This is a genomic window from Micrococcoides hystricis, assembly GCF_042434215.1.
Lineage (GTDB): Bacteria > Actinomycetota > Actinomycetes > Actinomycetales > Micrococcaceae > Micrococcoides > Micrococcoides hystricis.
In genome coordinates, this window is record NZ_JBHLUB010000027.1 from 81,221 (window position 1) to 95,755 (window position 14,535).

At 57.9% G+C, this 14,535-nt stretch carries 18 protein-coding genes and 1 pseudogene; 14 read left to right on the forward strand and 5 right to left on the reverse strand.

From position 1 onward, the window contains the following. Positions 1-87: 87 nt before the first annotated feature. A complete protein-coding gene (locus tag ACFFFR_RS06190) occupies positions 88-885 on the reverse strand; it encodes an aspartate dehydrogenase domain-containing protein (RefSeq protein WP_377458774.1) in 798 nt (265 codons plus the stop codon). Between the two features lie 116 nt (positions 886-1,001). Between ACFFFR_RS06190 and ACFFFR_RS06195 the strand changes: the two genes are divergently transcribed. From ACFFFR_RS06195 to ACFFFR_RS06250, 12 genes and pseudogenes are all read left to right on the forward strand, one after another. Then, positions 1,002-2,138 carry an RtcB family protein gene (locus ACFFFR_RS06195; RefSeq protein WP_377458776.1) on the forward strand — a complete coding sequence of 379 codons (1,137 nt, stop codon included), beginning with the start codon at positions 1,002-1,004 and terminating at the stop codon, positions 2,136-2,138. 143 nt (positions 2,139-2,281) lie between these two features. Next, positions 2,282-2,791, forward strand: a complete 510-nt coding sequence (locus ACFFFR_RS06200; protein ID WP_377458778.1) for a 2'-5' RNA ligase family protein — start codon at positions 2,282-2,284, stop codon at positions 2,789-2,791. A 225-nt stretch (positions 2,792-3,016) separates the two neighbouring features. Beyond that, positions 3,017-4,384 carry an ABC transporter permease gene (locus tag ACFFFR_RS06205; protein WP_377458779.1) on the forward strand — a complete coding sequence of 456 codons (1,368 nt, stop codon included), beginning with the start codon at positions 3,017-3,019 and terminating at the stop codon, positions 4,382-4,384. Further along, complete coding sequence (locus ACFFFR_RS06210) at positions 4,381-5,682, forward strand: ABC transporter permease (protein WP_377458781.1); 1,302 nt, start codon at positions 4,381-4,383, stop codon at positions 5,680-5,682. Before ACFFFR_RS06205 ends, ACFFFR_RS06210 begins: the two co-directional genes overlap by 4 nt. A gap of 8 nt (positions 5,683-5,690) precedes the next feature. Then, the gene (locus tag ACFFFR_RS06215; protein WP_109303261.1) at positions 5,691-6,329 is read left to right on the forward strand and encodes an ABC transporter ATP-binding protein; all 639 of its coding nucleotides are present in this window, start codon (positions 5,691-5,693) and stop codon (positions 6,327-6,329) included. Positions 6,330-6,608: 279 nt separating this feature from the next. After that, positions 6,609-6,791, forward strand: a pseudogene (locus ACFFFR_RS06220) (Rieske 2Fe-2S domain-containing protein); the annotation flags it as partial. 54 nt (positions 6,792-6,845) lie between these two features. Then, complete coding sequence (locus tag ACFFFR_RS06225) at positions 6,846-7,292, forward strand: FAD-dependent oxidoreductase (RefSeq protein ID WP_377458820.1); 447 nt, start codon at positions 6,846-6,848, stop codon at positions 7,290-7,292. Next, entirely contained in the window at positions 7,199-7,507 is a 309-nt protein-coding gene (locus tag ACFFFR_RS06230) for an FAD-dependent oxidoreductase (protein ID WP_377458783.1), read from the forward strand. The genes ACFFFR_RS06225 and ACFFFR_RS06230 overlap by 94 nt, the downstream gene beginning before the upstream one ends. Beyond that, entirely contained in the window at positions 7,504-7,830 is a 327-nt protein-coding gene (locus ACFFFR_RS06235; protein WP_377458785.1) for a winged helix-turn-helix domain-containing protein, read from the forward strand. Before ACFFFR_RS06230 ends, ACFFFR_RS06235 begins: the two co-directional genes overlap by 4 nt. Then, positions 7,827-8,822 (forward strand): sensor histidine kinase, encoded by a 996-nt coding sequence (locus ACFFFR_RS06240; RefSeq protein WP_377458786.1) that lies wholly within the window; start codon positions 7,827-7,829, stop codon positions 8,820-8,822. The genes ACFFFR_RS06235 and ACFFFR_RS06240 overlap by 4 nt, the downstream gene beginning before the upstream one ends. A 141-nt stretch (positions 8,823-8,963) precedes the next feature. Next, on the forward strand, positions 8,964-9,404 hold the full coding sequence (locus tag ACFFFR_RS06245) for a YtoQ family protein (RefSeq protein ID WP_377458788.1): 441 nt from the start codon (positions 8,964-8,966) through the stop codon (positions 9,402-9,404). A gap of 131 nt (positions 9,405-9,535) precedes the next feature. Continuing rightward, the gene (locus ACFFFR_RS06250) at positions 9,536-9,907 is read left to right on the forward strand and encodes a hypothetical protein (RefSeq protein WP_377458790.1); all 372 of its coding nucleotides are present in this window, start codon (positions 9,536-9,538) and stop codon (positions 9,905-9,907) included. Between the two features lie 28 nt (positions 9,908-9,935). On the opposite strand, the gene ACFFFR_RS06255 is transcribed toward ACFFFR_RS06250, so the two are convergent. The 4 genes from ACFFFR_RS06255 to ACFFFR_RS06270 form a co-directional block, all read right to left on the reverse strand. Next, the gene (locus ACFFFR_RS06255; protein WP_377458792.1) at positions 9,936-10,697 is read right to left on the reverse strand and encodes a hypothetical protein; all 762 of its coding nucleotides are present in this window, start codon (positions 10,695-10,697) and stop codon (positions 9,936-9,938) included. Positions 10,698-10,893: 196 nt separating this feature from the next. Then, positions 10,894-11,334, reverse strand: a complete 441-nt coding sequence (locus ACFFFR_RS06260; protein WP_377458793.1) for a VOC family protein — start codon at positions 11,332-11,334, stop codon at positions 10,894-10,896. Positions 11,335-11,456: 122 nt separating this feature from the next. After that, on the reverse strand, positions 11,457-12,257 hold the full coding sequence (locus ACFFFR_RS06265) for a helix-turn-helix domain-containing protein (RefSeq protein ID WP_377458795.1): 801 nt from the start codon (positions 12,255-12,257) through the stop codon (positions 11,457-11,459). Between the two features lie 194 nt (positions 12,258-12,451). Further along, complete coding sequence (locus ACFFFR_RS06270) at positions 12,452-13,021, reverse strand: hypothetical protein (protein WP_377458797.1); 570 nt, start codon at positions 13,019-13,021, stop codon at positions 12,452-12,454. A 143-nt stretch (positions 13,022-13,164) separates the two neighbouring features. On the opposite strand from ACFFFR_RS06270, the gene ACFFFR_RS06275 reads away from it, so the two are divergent. After that, positions 13,165-13,677, forward strand: a complete 513-nt coding sequence (locus ACFFFR_RS06275; protein ID WP_377458799.1) for a pyridoxamine 5'-phosphate oxidase family protein — start codon at positions 13,165-13,167, stop codon at positions 13,675-13,677. 74 nt (positions 13,678-13,751) lie between these two features. Beyond that, complete coding sequence (locus ACFFFR_RS06280; RefSeq protein ID WP_377458801.1) at positions 13,752-14,414, forward strand: hypothetical protein; 663 nt, start codon at positions 13,752-13,754, stop codon at positions 14,412-14,414. Positions 14,415-14,535 lie beyond the last annotated feature (121 nt).

Genomic DNA, 14,535 nt, shown 5'->3' on the forward strand with positions numbered 1-14,535 from the left:
TTGCTACTAGTTGTGCGGCAGATCCGTAAACTTTATTGAAGACAACGTGTCACGTTTCAAGGACGAAAAATGTTGTACGGCGGCAGTCTAAACGCTCACTCCGGACGCCCCAGCGATGGTGCGGATGCCCCTGAGTACCGAGGCCACGACGACCCCGCTTGTTGACGGGGAATCAGGTAGCGGATTGTTGGTGATCTCAAACTGGTAGGTGCCCGTCCGGCCAGAGGCATGGATGGTGTGTTTGGTGAGATTTGCGGTGGGGTCGGCGATGAGCTTGACGATCGTGTGATCCCACATGTTGGTCGCGTGGGCTAGGGCCACTGAGACGTTGAGGTTGGCTGGGAATTTTTCGATAGCCTCGCTCACACCACCTTCGTAGAGAACAAGCGATTCAAGATTTGATCCGCCGCCGCGGAGCCGTTCGGCTAGGTCCGCATCCATCCACGGTTGGATCAGGCTGGCTGGCGCTTTCCGGGTTTCCAAAACAATGGAGTCTAGGCCACCTTCGAGTGCTGCGCTAGCGAGGATATCGAGCCCACCGATTGCCCCATTGGTCACATAAACCCGACCAGGCCCACCATCGAGCAGTGTTCGCCGCAGGATCGGATCAGCGAGCGCCCCAACACTTGCTAACAGCAGCAGCTTGTTCGCTGCAATAATGTTGGGCCCGTATTCGGTCACAGCCGGAACTCCGGCGCACTCAACGAAAAGATCCGCGCGTTCAAGCGCATCATTCAGATTTAACTCACTCACGCCATCGGTGGCCGCTGTCCCCGGTGTTCGCACGAGCGCGCCGACGAGCTCAACCTCAGTCATATCCCGGATCCCGCTAGCAACTCGGGAGGCGATTGCACCGTACCCTATCAAGGCGATGTTGAGCGTCATGATGCCTCCTAATACCTGTGCCGTGGTCTGTGTCAGGAGTGTATATGCAACCGGTTCGTTCGCCGCGTCGAAACGGTCCGCGTCAGATTGCGCCGCGGGTACTTTCGTGGGCATCAATGATCGATGACGACACGGCAGGACAGGCGATTGCAGTGACAGAGCTTGAGTTTGTGAAGCCGCATGTTGCGTTGATGCCGGATGCTCACTTTGGGATGGGCAGTGCGGTTGGGACAGTGATCCCTACCGTGGGTGCCGTTATTCCCGCGGCGGTCGGCGTGGACATTGGGTGCGGCATGATCGCTGCCCGGACCAAGTATTCGGCCAAGGATATCGAGGGCTTGGACCTAGTCGAGTTACGGGATGAGCTGACACGGATCATTCCGTTGTCCCCAGGCAATTACAACAAAGACATCCTGCACGATTACACGGTTAAACGTCTTGAAGTGCTTGAAGCCCGCGCTGCAACAGATGGCGTGGACCTAAGTCACTCTCCGCAATGGCGTGAACAGCTTGGCTCCTTAGGTGGTGGCAACCATTTCATCGAGTTGTGCTTGGATGAACAGGAACGGGTGTGGTGCTTCCTGCATTCGGGTTCGCGTGGGGTGGGAAATAAGATCGCGCAGAAGCACATCCGCATCGCTCAGCAGCAGTGCGAGCAGGCCGGGGTTGACTTGCCTGATCGGGATAGCGCCTACCTCAGGGAAGGCACGGCTGAGTTTGACAGCTACCTGACGGAGCTGTTGTGGGCCCAAGCGTTCGCATTAGCTAACCGTGAAGAGATGATGGACCGTTTTGTTGAACAATTGGCGCTCATGATGGGGGACAAGCCGGAAGACGTTGAGGTGGAACGGATCAACGCCCACCACAACTACACCGAGCAGGCGAAGATCGACGGCATGGTGCTGTGGTTAACACGGAAAGGCGCGATCAACGCAGAAACCGGTCGACCTGGGCTGATTCCAGGCAGTATGGGAACCCGTTCGTATGTGACTCGCGGGCTGGGTAATGAGGATGCTTTTTGGTCGGCCCCGCACGGTGCAGGACGGGTGTTGTCCCGCCGTGCCGCACGCAAGAAGTTCACAGAGCGCGATCTTCACCAGCGTATGAGCGGCATCGTTTATCGGCCGGGGCGCGCGTGGGTAGATGAAATTCCGGACGCCTATAAACCCATCGACAAGGTGATGGAAGACGCGTGTGATCTGGTGGAGGTTGTGCATGAACTGCGGCAGATCCTCAACGTGAAAGGCACCTGATGATGGATGCAAACCACACGATGACCTACCGCGATGAGCTAGGTACCGTCCAAGCCCACCAGCTCGAGGGGGAGCGCGATGGTGATACGTAACTCACGGTGTTGCACGGCTAGATTCTAATGAGCAAATGCGCAAGGAGGACCGTGGTATCACCACAGAACATTTTGTTGTACTTGTCCGCTGAACAAGAGCAGCAAGTCCGGGAAATTTTTGATGCTCTTGCGTCCCGCGGTTTCCCGCGCCAAAACCAAACCCCGCACATCACCATTACCTTTTCACACAATATGGCACCTGCGGCAGTGGAGAGTGCCGCGCAGGTTTTACCGGGCGTTATCCCTGCAGATTTCCAGCGGGTCGGAACCGCGATTTTCAGTACGCGTCGCAAACAGACGGTCGCGTGGCTTTTAGAAACAGGGCAGTTGATGCGGCAAGCGGCTTGGCAGATCAGCGCGTTGAATCCGGATGACCACCGTTCAGACTGGATCCCGCACCTGACGATGGGGTTGCGGATTCCACGTGCGATGGTACCTGACTACATTGCGGCTCTGGACGAGGTGACCCCACGCCATTTCAAAGCACTGCTCGCAGATCGGGCAGGATTCTGGAAACCTGCAACCCGGCAGTACCGGGCACTCGCGGGCCCACAGCAATGACAGGCAGAAACACTTGAAGTTGCGACTCGTTCTCAGATACTGCGCAGTAGGCTTTCAGAATCAATTCAGAAATGAAGTGTACGTTTCTTACGGACCTTTTCGGCGCGCTGCATTCTGCGATTCTGCCGTCGTTCACCACGACGCATGCCACTGTGGGTAGCCTCGCGAACATTTCTGCGATCAGCGCCATGGACGCGCCAACCGTTTTACCGTGAAAGGGAAACTTTGTCGTTTCTAGGAAGAGCCTGGCGCTATTGTGCCCGAAAGCCAATCAAAACCCTCATCATATTTGCTGTTCTTACGGTCATGGCGACAGTGGTGATGGCCGCCGGTGCCGTGACCCGCTCCGCCGATCAGGTGTCTGAGGAAATCGAGGCAAAAACTGGTAGCGGTTTTGTGTTGGAGAACAATCCGCACTACAACTTAGGTACGCCGCGAGGCGCCGGCAATGTCAAGGCCTCGGATATTGAAAAACTTGCGGGCCTGGACGGTGTTGTGTCGCATGTTGCGCGGCAAAATGTCACCGCGGACCTCGTGAAAGCGAAGGTTTTGAAGCCTGATTACGACGACTATGACCAGCAACGCGAGGCACAGTTCGGTAACGCTGTGAACGTGTGGGGTGTGAATCGAAGCGATATTGCTAACGCGTTCCGCAGCGGCTCGCTGAAGCTTGTTGAAGGCCGCCACTTGACGGCTGAGGACAAGAACAAGGCCGTGATCCATGAGGATCTCGCGAAGGCGAATAACCTCAAACTCGGTAGCACCCTCACGTTGAAGGGCAACAAGTACGACGCCGATAACCAGAAGCAGTCCACGAAGGAAGTAAAGACTGAGGTTGTGGGCATCGTTTCGGGGAAGAACACCCGCCCGGTTGCTGTGCGTAGCGAGCTGTATGCGAACACGGTGTTCACTGACTTGGATACGACGCGTGCTCTGTATCAGTTCACGCCAGAAACCGAGATTTATCAGGACGCGAACTTCTTCGTGGCTAAAGACGTCAACTTTGAGGATGTCGTGAAGACGGCCGCCGCCCAGGGGATCGACTGGAACAACTATCAGCTATCGCGTTCGGCCGAGTACCTCACCGGCATCACTGGGGCGGTCGATGGCGTCAAGAGCATCATGAGCAACACGATGGTCGGTGCCACTATCTTCGCGGCCGCCGTTGTTGCTCTGGTCCTGTTCTTGTGGCTCAACGAACGCAAGAAGGAAACTGGAACGCTGCTCGCCATCGGCGTTCGCAAGGGCAACATCACGGCCCAGTATTTCGCGGAGCTCATCTTGATCGCGATTCCGGCGTTCGTCCTCGCGTATTTCGCTTCGAACGCAGTCGCCCAGTGGATGGGTAACGTGACGCTCGCGAGCGTGAACAAGTCCGCTGAGCAGCAGATGACGCAGGCGGGCCAGTTCGGTGCGGACATGGAGTCTTCAGCATCGCTTCAGACGCTGGATAGCCTCGCTGTGGGCCTGACCAATGGCTCGGTGATCCAGGCCGTGATTATCTGTGTGGCTGTGATCGCGGTGGTCGTTGCGATCATGTCGATCCCGATGCTGCGTAAGAGCCCTCGCGCGATCCTCGTGGACAACAAATGACGAGCCCGTGGCCTCGAGCAATCCGTAGTGTTCTGCGTAAACCGCGGCGCAGCGTCTTGATGATCCTCATCATGGCCGTTGTGTTCACCGCGCTTGTTGCGCAGTCTGGTGTGCGTTCCTCCATGGCTGAGGTGAAGAACGCGATCAGCGCGAATGTTGGCGCTGGCTTCACGGCAACAGCTGCCGTCGATGCGGCGGCCGGCTCTGAAGCGCAGTCCGGTTCCGGTGCGCCGCAGCAACCGCCTACCCAGCAGCCGCCCGCCCATCAACCACCTGCTGACCAGGGCGGCATCGACGAGAAGGTCGCTGAGCGTTTGGCGGGCATTCCGCAGGTAGCTAGGCACAGTCTGGAGGCAGTGACGATCGCCCAACCCGAGGGTGCCAATCCGGTCACGAGCAACCGTGGGGTTCAGTTGGATCCTGAGTTCGCTGGCGGTGTCACGGTGACTGGCGCGAGTGATTCTTCGCTCAACTCGGCGTTCCAGGGCAAGCTGTATCAGCTGGTTGAGGGCAAGCATGTGGCCGCAACCGCATCGCAGGCTGTGATTCATGGGGAGTTCGCTGACCACAACAACCTCAAGGTGGGGGACATGCTGACCCTCGCTCAGGGGGACAAGAAGGTCACCGTGACCGTCGCCGGGATCTTTGAAGGCAAAACGGAGAACCCGAGTGGCCTTCCGGCGGGCGCATCAGAAAACAATGTGTTCGTGGACCTAGCTTCAGCGCAGGAGCTCGGCGTGCCGATCACGGCTGGCCGCTATTTCACGCATAACGCGGAGGAGCTTCCGCAGGCGCTCGCCGCGGCACAGAAGATCGCGCCGAAACTGACGTTGGAAGACAACTCGGCTCAGTTTGCGCCGGTGCTTCAAGCGATCGCGGGCGTGGACAAGCTCTTGGCGACCATGCTGTTGGGTTTGAGCATCGCTGGTGCGTTGGTGCTCGCGTTGGTGAGCACGTTCTGGGCTCGCGGCCGCATCCACGAGGTGGGTGTGCTGCTTTCGCTCGGGAAAAGCAAAGGCAATGTGCTTACGCAATTCGCGCTTGAAGCAACCATTTTCGCGGCCGCCGCGGCCGCCATTTCAGCGGTGCTCGGGTCAGTTCTTTCGGGGGTTCTCGGCCGGGCGGTTGTCGCTCAGGCCGGCGACGAGACTCTCTCTTCAATCCACCTCGCGACCAACGCCGGCGGTATCGCTACGGCACTCGCGTGGGGATTCATCATCGTCTTGATGGGCGTCTCGGTGGGGGTTTTGCCTCTCATCATGCAGCGTCCAAAACGCATTCTTTCAAAACTTAGTTAGGAAAAATTATGTCTATTATGCAGCTTGAGAACGTCGATTTCACGTACGGTAGCGCCGCTCAGCGCGTTTTGAAGAACGTGAGCTATGACTTCGAGGTCGGCACGTTCTACGCGATCGTGGGTTCTTCCGGCGCCGGCAAGACCACGATGTTGAGCCTGCTCGCCGGCCTCGATGCGCCCACAAACGGAGTCGTGCGTTTCGACGGCAACGACATCGCATCCACCGGCTACACACGCCACCGCCGCGACCAGATCGCGTTGGTGTTCCAGAACTACAACCTCATCGACTACCTCACCCCACTTGAGAACCTGCGCCTCGTGAACTCGAAGGCCACGGTTGAGGACCTCACCCGCCTGGGGCTCGATGCGGCGGCAGCTAAGCGGAATGTGTTGGCTTTGTCGGGTGGCCAGCAGCAGCGCGTCGCGATCGGCCGCGCGCTCGTTTCGTCTGCTCCTGTGATCCTAGCTGATGAGCCTACGGGTAACCTGGATGAAGAAACCGCGGACGGCGTGATCGAGATTTTGCGTGATGCCGCGCATCAGCAGAACAAGTGCGTCATCGTGGTGACTCACTCGAAGCAGCTGGCGAAGGCAGCGGATGTCACGTTGCGTCTTGAGCGCCGCAACCTTGTGGAGCACCGCAACTGACTCCGGTGGCTGGTGCCGCATCGGCGCTCTCTGGTGCGGCACCGCTGGCAGCCGCCACCGCATCGTCCGCGGCATCTAAAACATCCGCATCCGGCACAGAGGAGAGCACTCATGAGCGAGACCAGTAAGATCCCTGTCAGTGACATCCCGGAAGCGGAGTCCTACCTGGTTCCGGGTGATGAGAATTTGACCGGCGAGGACATCTCGGTGTTCTAGGCCGAGGATGGCTCGTTCTACGCGCTCAACGACGAGTGCACTCACGAGGTCGTAAGCCTCGCCGACGGCTGGATCGAAGGCACCGAGGTTGAATGCCCGATGCATGCGGCCCGGTTCTGCCTCAAGAGCGGTAAGGCGTTGTGCTTGCCGGCCACGGCGCGAAGACGCACAAGGTCGAGGTCGAGGGCGACACCGTGGTCCTGTAGCCGGGTGTCCCTGCCGCTGACGCTGAATGATGGCGGTTGAGTCGGTTGCCATCGTCGGTGGAGGCGTGGCCGTTCGCGTGGCTTTGACGGTGAGATCACGATGGTGGAGGCGGGTGGGCTTCCGTATGATCGGCCGCCGCTGTCGAAGGATTATCTGCTGGGCGCTCAGACGCTCGAGCAGATTCAGTTCCAGCCACGGGAATGGTTTGCTGAGAACCGCGTGACGCTCATCGAGGCTGAAGCTGTGTCGGTTGAGGCCAACGCGCAACCAACCGTGCGGCTGAGCAACGGCGATGCGGTGGCCGCTGACCGCATCGTGCTAGCTACGGGCGGTAGCGCCCGCAAGCTCCCGGTTCCCGGCGGTGAGCTGGCTGAGGTTCTCAAGCTACGGACCCGCGCTGACGCTGATCGTTTGCGTGACTCTTGTGGAGCCGGCGCAGCCGCCGCTTGTTCCGGCCGTTGGGCCGGTGCTGGCCCGACGTCATCCAGTCGGCCCCGGCACGCATCGAACTGGACGGCGCCGAGCGGGTCGTCACGCTGACGGACGGCACACAGCTGCGAGCAGATCAGGTCCTAGTGGGCATCGGCATCACGCCGAACACGGCGCTCGCCGAGGCCATGGGCCTTGAAGTTAACGACGGCGTGGTCGTTGATGAGCGCCAGCAGACCTCGAATGCGGCTGTCTTTGCGGTAGGCGATGCCGCTCGCATCCGCACCGCGGGTTGCGGCGAAGTGGACAGGGTGGTGCTCCTTTGAGTGCCGCCGAGTCATTGGTCGCTGGTCAGTTGAGGCTGGATCGGACGGCCCGTCGAGTTTTTGTTGATCACCGTGAAAAGTCTTTGACACCGCGTGCGTTTGCGTTGCTTGAGTTTTTGATGAGTCACCCTGATGAGGTGTTTTCGCGACAACGTTTACTGGAAACCGTGTGGGGTTTCGAATCGATTGTCACCACGCGGGCTGTGGATCACCGCGTCGCTGAGATCCGTAAGGTGATCGGTGAAGTGGCACCGGGACAGTTTATGATTGAGACGGTTTCGGGCGAAGGGTACCGTTTCGCTGCTGAGGTGGAGCGAGCATGAGTCAGCCACCGTACCCGCAGCAGCAAGCCCCGAATGCCAACCCACCGCACGCCTCAGCGCTGCAACCCCCAACCACAACGCAGTCTTCGCAGCGTCGTCGCAAGAAGCTGAATCGGACACTGGTGTGGGTGTTCGCGCCGGTTTTGGTGGGCCTTGCTACCAGCTTGGTGTGGGTGCCGCTGGATGGCAAGAAAGTCTTGACGGTTGCCACGACGTTAGCGTGGGTTCCATTGCTGCTAGGCCTTGTGCTCACCGCGGTTTTGCTTGCGAGCTGGTTGGCTATGAGCTGGTTGCGGCGTGGTGAGGTGCGGGCGGTGCGGCGTGAGCGGGAGGAACAGACACAGCGGCGTCAGCGTTTAATGGCCCGGTTGGATCATGAGCTAAAGAACCCGATTCAGGGGATTCGGACGGCTCTGGCTGACGAGCCGTCGCAGCGGCAGCTGCAGAGTATCGGTGTGCAAGCTCAGCGGCTGTCTAGTTTGCTCAGTGACCTGCGCAAAATCAGCGAGGTTGAACATGCGGAGCTCGAACTGACAAGCGTGGATTTGACTTACTTGGTTGAGGAGGCCGTTCATACGGTTATGGAGGTTCCCGGTGCGCGGGAGCGCCATATTGAGGTCGCCTTGCCACGTGCGCCGCGACCTTTGCCGCGTATTCTGGGAGATTCTGATTTGTTATTCCTCGCTATTGCTAATGTGCTCAGTAATGCTGTTAAGTATTCACAGCCGGGGGCCCGAATTGAGATCCATGGCCGTGAGGCAGACGGCTCGGTGTTCATTGCTTTCGCGGACACAGGCCGAGGTATTGCATCCGATGAACTGGTAACAGTGTGGGAGGAACTGGGCCGTTCGCGTGAGGTGCGTGGCACTGAGGGCAGTGGTCTAGGGCTTCCGATGGTGCGGGCAATAATTGAGCGGCATGGAGGTTCTGCGTCGTTGGAGTCGTGGCATGGCCAGGGCTCTAAAGTGACGTTGCGGTTACCTGTCGGTTAGTAGATTTCTAGCCACTGACGTCACATGTGGTCTTGAATGCGCCGCCATCTGCTCTTCGACGTTGAACCTTTCTGGGGTTTCGGTAGGGTTACTTTGAAGGGCAGCTGTCAGCTGCCGTCCCCACAAAGGAGTTAATGAGCAATGACGTTTAATGTCTACCTCTCCGGTGAAATCCACACCGATTGGCGCGAAGAAATCCAGCGGGGTGCCGAGGCCGCCGGCCTGGACATCGTTTTTACTGCGCCGGTGACTGACCACCCGGCCAGCGATGCTGCCGGCGACCACCTAGGTGAGACGCCCGACCAATTTTGGCGTGATCACCAGTCCTCCAAAGTGAATTCGATCCGAACCCGGACCTTGATCGGTAAGGCCGATCTGGTGGTTGTTCGCTTTGGTGACAAGTACAAACAGTGGAACGCAGCTTTCGATGCCGGCTACTGCGCCGCGCTCGGCAAGCCTTACGTGACACTGCACGACGAAGACATCGTCCACCCGCTCAAGGAAGTGGACGCAGAAGCGTACGCCTGGTGCAAGACCACCGATCAGGTCGTCGAAACCTTGCGTTACGTCCTGAAGGGCTAAGTCATGTAGCTTCCCTACGGGAAGACGTTCAAGGCGGGTAGACGACTGTCTGCCCGCCTTAGTTTTTACACTGCGCAGGTATAGAAAATAAGGGGTAGTGTTCAAAGCTACCTGCAGCTTAGGATGTGAATGTGAAAAACATTCGTGTTTATACCCCGGAAAAGTACGCCAGCTCTGATTACGAAAAGGTAGATGAAAACATCTACCGTCAGCTTTCTGATGGGACATACGTGACCTCGCTCAGCTTTGAGCAGGAGCCTGAGCTGGGGGAGTCTGACAGCCCCCAGGAAATTTCGCAGTACCCCCTAGAGGACATCCTCGATAAGTTCTATACCCATATTGAGGACTTCTACGATGAGCTCAACGCAGCTAGTGACTCAACCTGTTACTTGGAGTTCGGTGGGACCGAGATCGATGACATCAAAGGGGTACTCGGTCTGGTGGGCAAACATGTCTACAACCGGGAAAACGATGAGGGAACAATCGATCTTGTCATCGAGTAGCTCGCCGACCACAGTCGGCTGAGAGGATCTACTTTTGGTCTCCGGCAAGATCGTAGCGCCGGGATTGATGATCTGCTGTTGCTCGCCAGTACGGGCCATCTTCCTCCACGACCAGTTCTAGGAGCCATCCTTGAGTTGGTTTCCCTTCAGCCTGCCAGATCTTGGACATGACGTCTGGGTCGAGAGCATCGATTGTATGTTGTGCTTGGGCGCTCTCACACCGAGTTACGAACCCACCGCTGGAGCGGATCATGAGCAGTGAACACGTCCCGCCATTGCTGTCTGCCAATTCCGGTCGAGTCGAATGGAGACTGGTCCAGACCTCCGCACGGGTCATCCCGATCGTCGCAGAGGAGATGTGCGTTGTGTCCAGCAGAGCCAAATCTTTACGAAGTTGAGCTGTAGCGGCAGCAAAGTCACCTGATCGGATCTTGGTCACCTCGTGACCGTCGAGCTGCCCGTTGGGCGGACCATCGTGGCCACAGCGAAAGTTCGTTCCAGTGTGTTCGCCGAAGACCATGATCTCGGCACGAGGTGTCGTACAATCCGGGACTTCCTCCAGTTGCCGTTCGATGCCCTCCAGATCAAACTCATCGACGGGTGCCCCGGACATGGCGACCCGTGGTGTCGGGGACCCAAGGCTGTTGGGCACCTTGTCGCCTGGTTTCTTGCTGAACTCTACGGCGGTTCCGTCGTCCTTGATGAAGGCCACGTCGATGCGCAGATCCTCATCGGGGGTCCGTTCGACGGTAAGGCGTGCGATCTGGTCGCTGCCAGCCCTCCCGGCCATGTCCTCCACGGTGCCCGCCAGAGAAGTGGGGGTTCCGGGCTGACATGCGCTGATCGCGGGCAGCAGCAGAAGCCCTGCAACTAGTGTTATCGAGAGCTTTCTTCTGCTGCGACTATCGAAATCAGCCATGAATCAACGATATGTACCGCCGACCGGGCACACAACATTGCGTCATGTTTGAAGAGAGGTAGCTAGGTTATCCTGCCGTAGCCTCGCCTGTTTTCGGGTCAACGTTGAACGCCCACATGACGCCGAACTTATCGAAAACCTGTCCGTAGTGGCCGCCCCACGGGGCTGGCTCGAACGGCATATTGATGGCGCCGCCAGCCGCCACGAGTTTCTCGATGCAGTCGTTAGCGATGTTGACGTCGTCGAGATCGTAGAGCAGTGAATAGACCGTTCCTTTCACCACGAGTTGCTCACCCGGCATGGCGTCACTGGCGGTAATCGTGCCACCAGGCAGATCAAGCTGAGCGTGCGCGACCGCCCCGGGGTCTGGTTCGAAGGGCATCCCTTCCATTGGCGGCATGTCGCCGTATTTCAGAATGTTCAGTTCGCCACCAAAAATGTCCCGGTATAGGGTGAGCGCTTCTTCGGTGGCGCCATCGTAGGCGATGTAAGTCGATAGCGTGCTCATAGTACTTCTCCTTGGTACGGTCGGCATTCCGCCGAATCGGTATTCCGTCACCATTTCGGTGGGGATACTTCCACGCTAGTGAACGTTTAGCTAAAGAACTTGTCCTGAATTGCTGACTTTGCTCAGACCGCTTCGAGGCCTACACGCCCGGCTGCGGCCTCGAGGAACAACTTAGGCAGGTTGACCGTGATCGGCGGATCCTCCGGGATCAGGTCTCGTAGTTGCAGTGTCAGAGTCTTCGACTCGACCAGCGGGAAGGTAATGGGAGTGCGTTCCAGTTGCCGTCGGTTGCCGGACATGTGGAAATATGAACGCAGATTCGTGGTTCGCGGCACTTCGACGACCATGGCGTAGTAGCTACCGTCCGGGATGGCGGAGACGGTGTATTCGTGGTTTCCGAGCAAGGCGATACCCAGCAGGGGATCTGCTTTGACTAGAGGCTCTGGGTGCAGCGCCACGAATAAGACACTTCGCTTCTGTGCGCCAGTCACCCTAATGCGAAGTTGGTTGTCTTGCTGGTGTTGTCGTGGAGTGAAACTGCGATGCACTAAGGTTAGCGCAGCCAGTTCGTCCTGACGGTGCAGCAGGTAGCTCGCTAGGTTTCGCATCTGCGCGCGAAACTGGGCTGGCCCCAGCCCCGTGTAGCGTCGAAAAGCTCGGTAATAACTGGAGGGAGATTCGTGACCGGCATACCATTGCGACTGCGTGACCGAGTAACCCTCGAGCAATCCTTGGATGCCCCGATCGACCTTGGCCGCGGCGGCAAAGTCACGCAGCGTGAATCCCAAGCGCTGTTTCAAGAGCCGTGAGAGATGAAACCGACTCCGGTGGGCTTGATCAGCGAGTTCATCTAGTGATTCAGTGCGCCCATCGCGGACCGCGTGAAGCAAGTCCGCGAACTCATCTTCTGTGCCCCTATTCATGGGGCGCCGCCTCTGTCCACGGCGCCATTAAGCGCAAGGTCTCGATTAGGCATGCCCGTTCTAGGGCCACCCAGCCGGCGTGCTCGGACGCTATTGCGTCCAGCAGATTACTCGTCATGCCTTAAGCTTCGACCCAAAACACAGGCGTTGACAAGACTTTCAACGCTCCTTCATTGCGCGTGGCGCCGAAGAGCCTACCGATCCTCGCAGTTCGGGCAGATCCCGGTCATGGGAAGTTGGATGAAACAGTCCTGACAAATCGCTGCCGGTTTTTCGACTGATTTCTTGCGGGATGGCTTACTATTCGACTTCCGTACCTGAGCCTGCAGAATCTCCTCGGCATCAGCAGGTACCGAAGAGCAGTAAGAGCGGTAGCACTCCAAGCGATCAAACACCGCCTGACGGTTGCGCTCGAACGGATCGCCCGCCGCGTCTTGCCCGGCAGCTTTGATGTTGTGGTCGTAGCCAGCTCCCACTCGTCCATCTGCTTGCCGGACGGCCAGCGAAGCCAGCGGTGGCAAAGATTCTGCCCGGCAAACCTTGTCTACCGACTCTAGGACTTTACCGATCCAGTTTCGGAAAGCAGATCGGGTGTGGGCGCCAGTGTGGTGTTGGATGTCCTGGGCCAATTCGGAGTAATAGATGGTCGAACCAAAAACGGATGCGATGTCTTTAAGTTTTTCCAAGGCCGCTTCTGTCCAGAGCGGCAAACCTTCATTAATTCCGACGAACTCTTGGGATGACTGATTAGGCTCAGCACTCATACTTCCATTGTGTCCAGCCCCTAGTGGATTATCTAGGGCTGGGCGTGAACAAGTCACACAAAGGGTTCCTTCGTAAGCCTACGAACCATAGACTTATTCAACAGCCCGTGCGAGACACGGTATGACTCGATTGCGAGGCCAAGATGAACGAGCACGTCACGATTTCAAACGACCCGGAAGAAGTCGAAAAAGTCTATAAGATCATGTCCGACATGGACATCGCGATGCTCACAACGGTGGATGCATCATCGACGACTGGACGGCTGACCAGTCGTCCGCTTTCCACCCAAGTCCACGAAGAAGACGGTGATGTCCTCTTTTTCGTTCGCGCCTCCAGCGCTGTCGTAGAGGACATTCGAGCTAATCCGAACGTCAACGTGGCGTACTCATCGATGAAAGCGTGGGTGTCGTTGTCGGGCACGGCAACGGTTCTTGATGATCGGGCTTTGGTCAAAGAACTCTGGCACAAGGGCGCAGACGCGTTCATGGAAGGTGGTCCGGAGAACCCAGATAACGTCATCGTTAAAGTCCATGGTGATACTGCTGAGTATTGGGGTGGCGAAACTTTGGTCGGCACGGTGATATCGACGGTGCGCTCGATCGCTGGCCGCGGTAGGGACGATGATGCTGGGCCTACTGTGGTGGATCTGCCCTAATTTGTTGCCTGCCGGTCATCAGCGTGCTTAGTGTAGAAGAAAGGCAAGCTGCCTCATCCGAAAGGAATCTAGACATGGACTTCGACTGGACACCAACAACCATCGCTCTTGTTGTGGCTGGCGCTATTGTCTTGCTGCTGATCATTGTGCTGATCGCACGCAGTGGACGCAAGCGTCGTGAAGAGCACGACATCGAAAACCGGCAGCGTGCAGCGGAACTGCGGCAAGAAGCTGAACGTGATCGCGTCCAACTTCACGAAGAAGAAGTCGAGATCAAAGAACAAGAACTCGCGGCTGAGCGCGCCCGAGTCAAAGCCGAAAAGGCCCAGGTTGAAGCTGACCGGATGGAACGGGAGGCACATGATCGTCGTAGCGGCGTCGGTGCCGCACAGCAGGATATCGACAACCGGCTGAAAGAAGCCGATGATCTAGACCCTAACCGCGGACGTGATGGCCGGGACCAGGGTGATGTACGGGCGGATCGTGATGACCGTCAGGTGCGCGAGGACCGGGTTGACGAGCGCAAGGACCACGAGGTCGTCGAACGCCATCTGGCAGATGATGAGCGTCGGGTGGAAGCCGACCGTCACCATGAGCCAGAGCATCGCCGCGATCTGAACGATCGGAGCGAGCACGACCGACTGGATGACGAGCACGTCGAGCAGGAACGGATTGAGCGCGACCGGATCGAGAATGATCGCTATGACGATCGTGGGGATCTGCCACCGCGAGTCTAAGCTCGGCACGTTCTAAAACTGGCTCATCGTAAAAATGAGTGTATTTTGGTTCTGAATCCGCCGGTGTCCAGGAGTGCTCTGGTGATGTAGTGCAGCAGGTTGCGGAAGCCCAGAGCGGTGC

Bases quoted from the DNA above. Each gene is read 5' to 3' on its own strand.
- ACFFFR_RS06190 (WP_377458774.1), bottom strand. From the start codon at position 885: ATGACGCTCAACATCGCCTTGATAGGGTACGGTGCAATCGCCTCCCGA.
- ACFFFR_RS06195 (WP_377458776.1), top strand. From the start codon at position 1,002: ATGATCGATGACGACACGGCAGGACAGGCGATTGCAGTGACAGAGCTT.
- ACFFFR_RS06210 (WP_377458781.1), top strand. From the start codon at position 4,381: ATGACGAGCCCGTGGCCTCGAGCAATCCGTAGTGTTCTGCGTAAACCG.
- ACFFFR_RS06215 (WP_109303261.1), top strand. From the start codon at position 5,691: ATGTCTATTATGCAGCTTGAGAACGTCGATTTCACGTACGGTAGCGCC.
- ACFFFR_RS06240 (WP_377458786.1), top strand. From the start codon at position 7,827: ATGAGTCAGCCACCGTACCCGCAGCAGCAAGCCCCGAATGCCAACCCA.
- ACFFFR_RS06245 (WP_377458788.1), top strand. From the start codon at position 8,964: ATGACGTTTAATGTCTACCTCTCCGGTGAAATCCACACCGATTGGCGC.
- ACFFFR_RS06255 (WP_377458792.1), bottom strand. From the start codon at position 10,697: ATGGCCGGGAGGGCTGGCAGCGACCAGATCGCACGCCTTACCGTCGAA.
- ACFFFR_RS06260 (WP_377458793.1), bottom strand. From the start codon at position 11,334: ATGAGCACGCTATCGACTTACATCGCCTACGATGGCGCCACCGAAGAA.
- ACFFFR_RS06265 (WP_377458795.1), bottom strand. From the start codon at position 12,257: ATGAATAGGGGCACAGAAGATGAGTTCGCGGACTTGCTTCACGCGGTC.
- ACFFFR_RS06270 (WP_377458797.1), bottom strand. From the start codon at position 13,021: ATGAGTGCTGAGCCTAATCAGTCATCCCAAGAGTTCGTCGGAATTAAT.
- ACFFFR_RS06275 (WP_377458799.1), top strand. From the start codon at position 13,165: ATGAACGAGCACGTCACGATTTCAAACGACCCGGAAGAAGTCGAAAAA.
- ACFFFR_RS06280 (WP_377458801.1), top strand. From the start codon at position 13,752: ATGGACTTCGACTGGACACCAACAACCATCGCTCTTGTTGTGGCTGGC.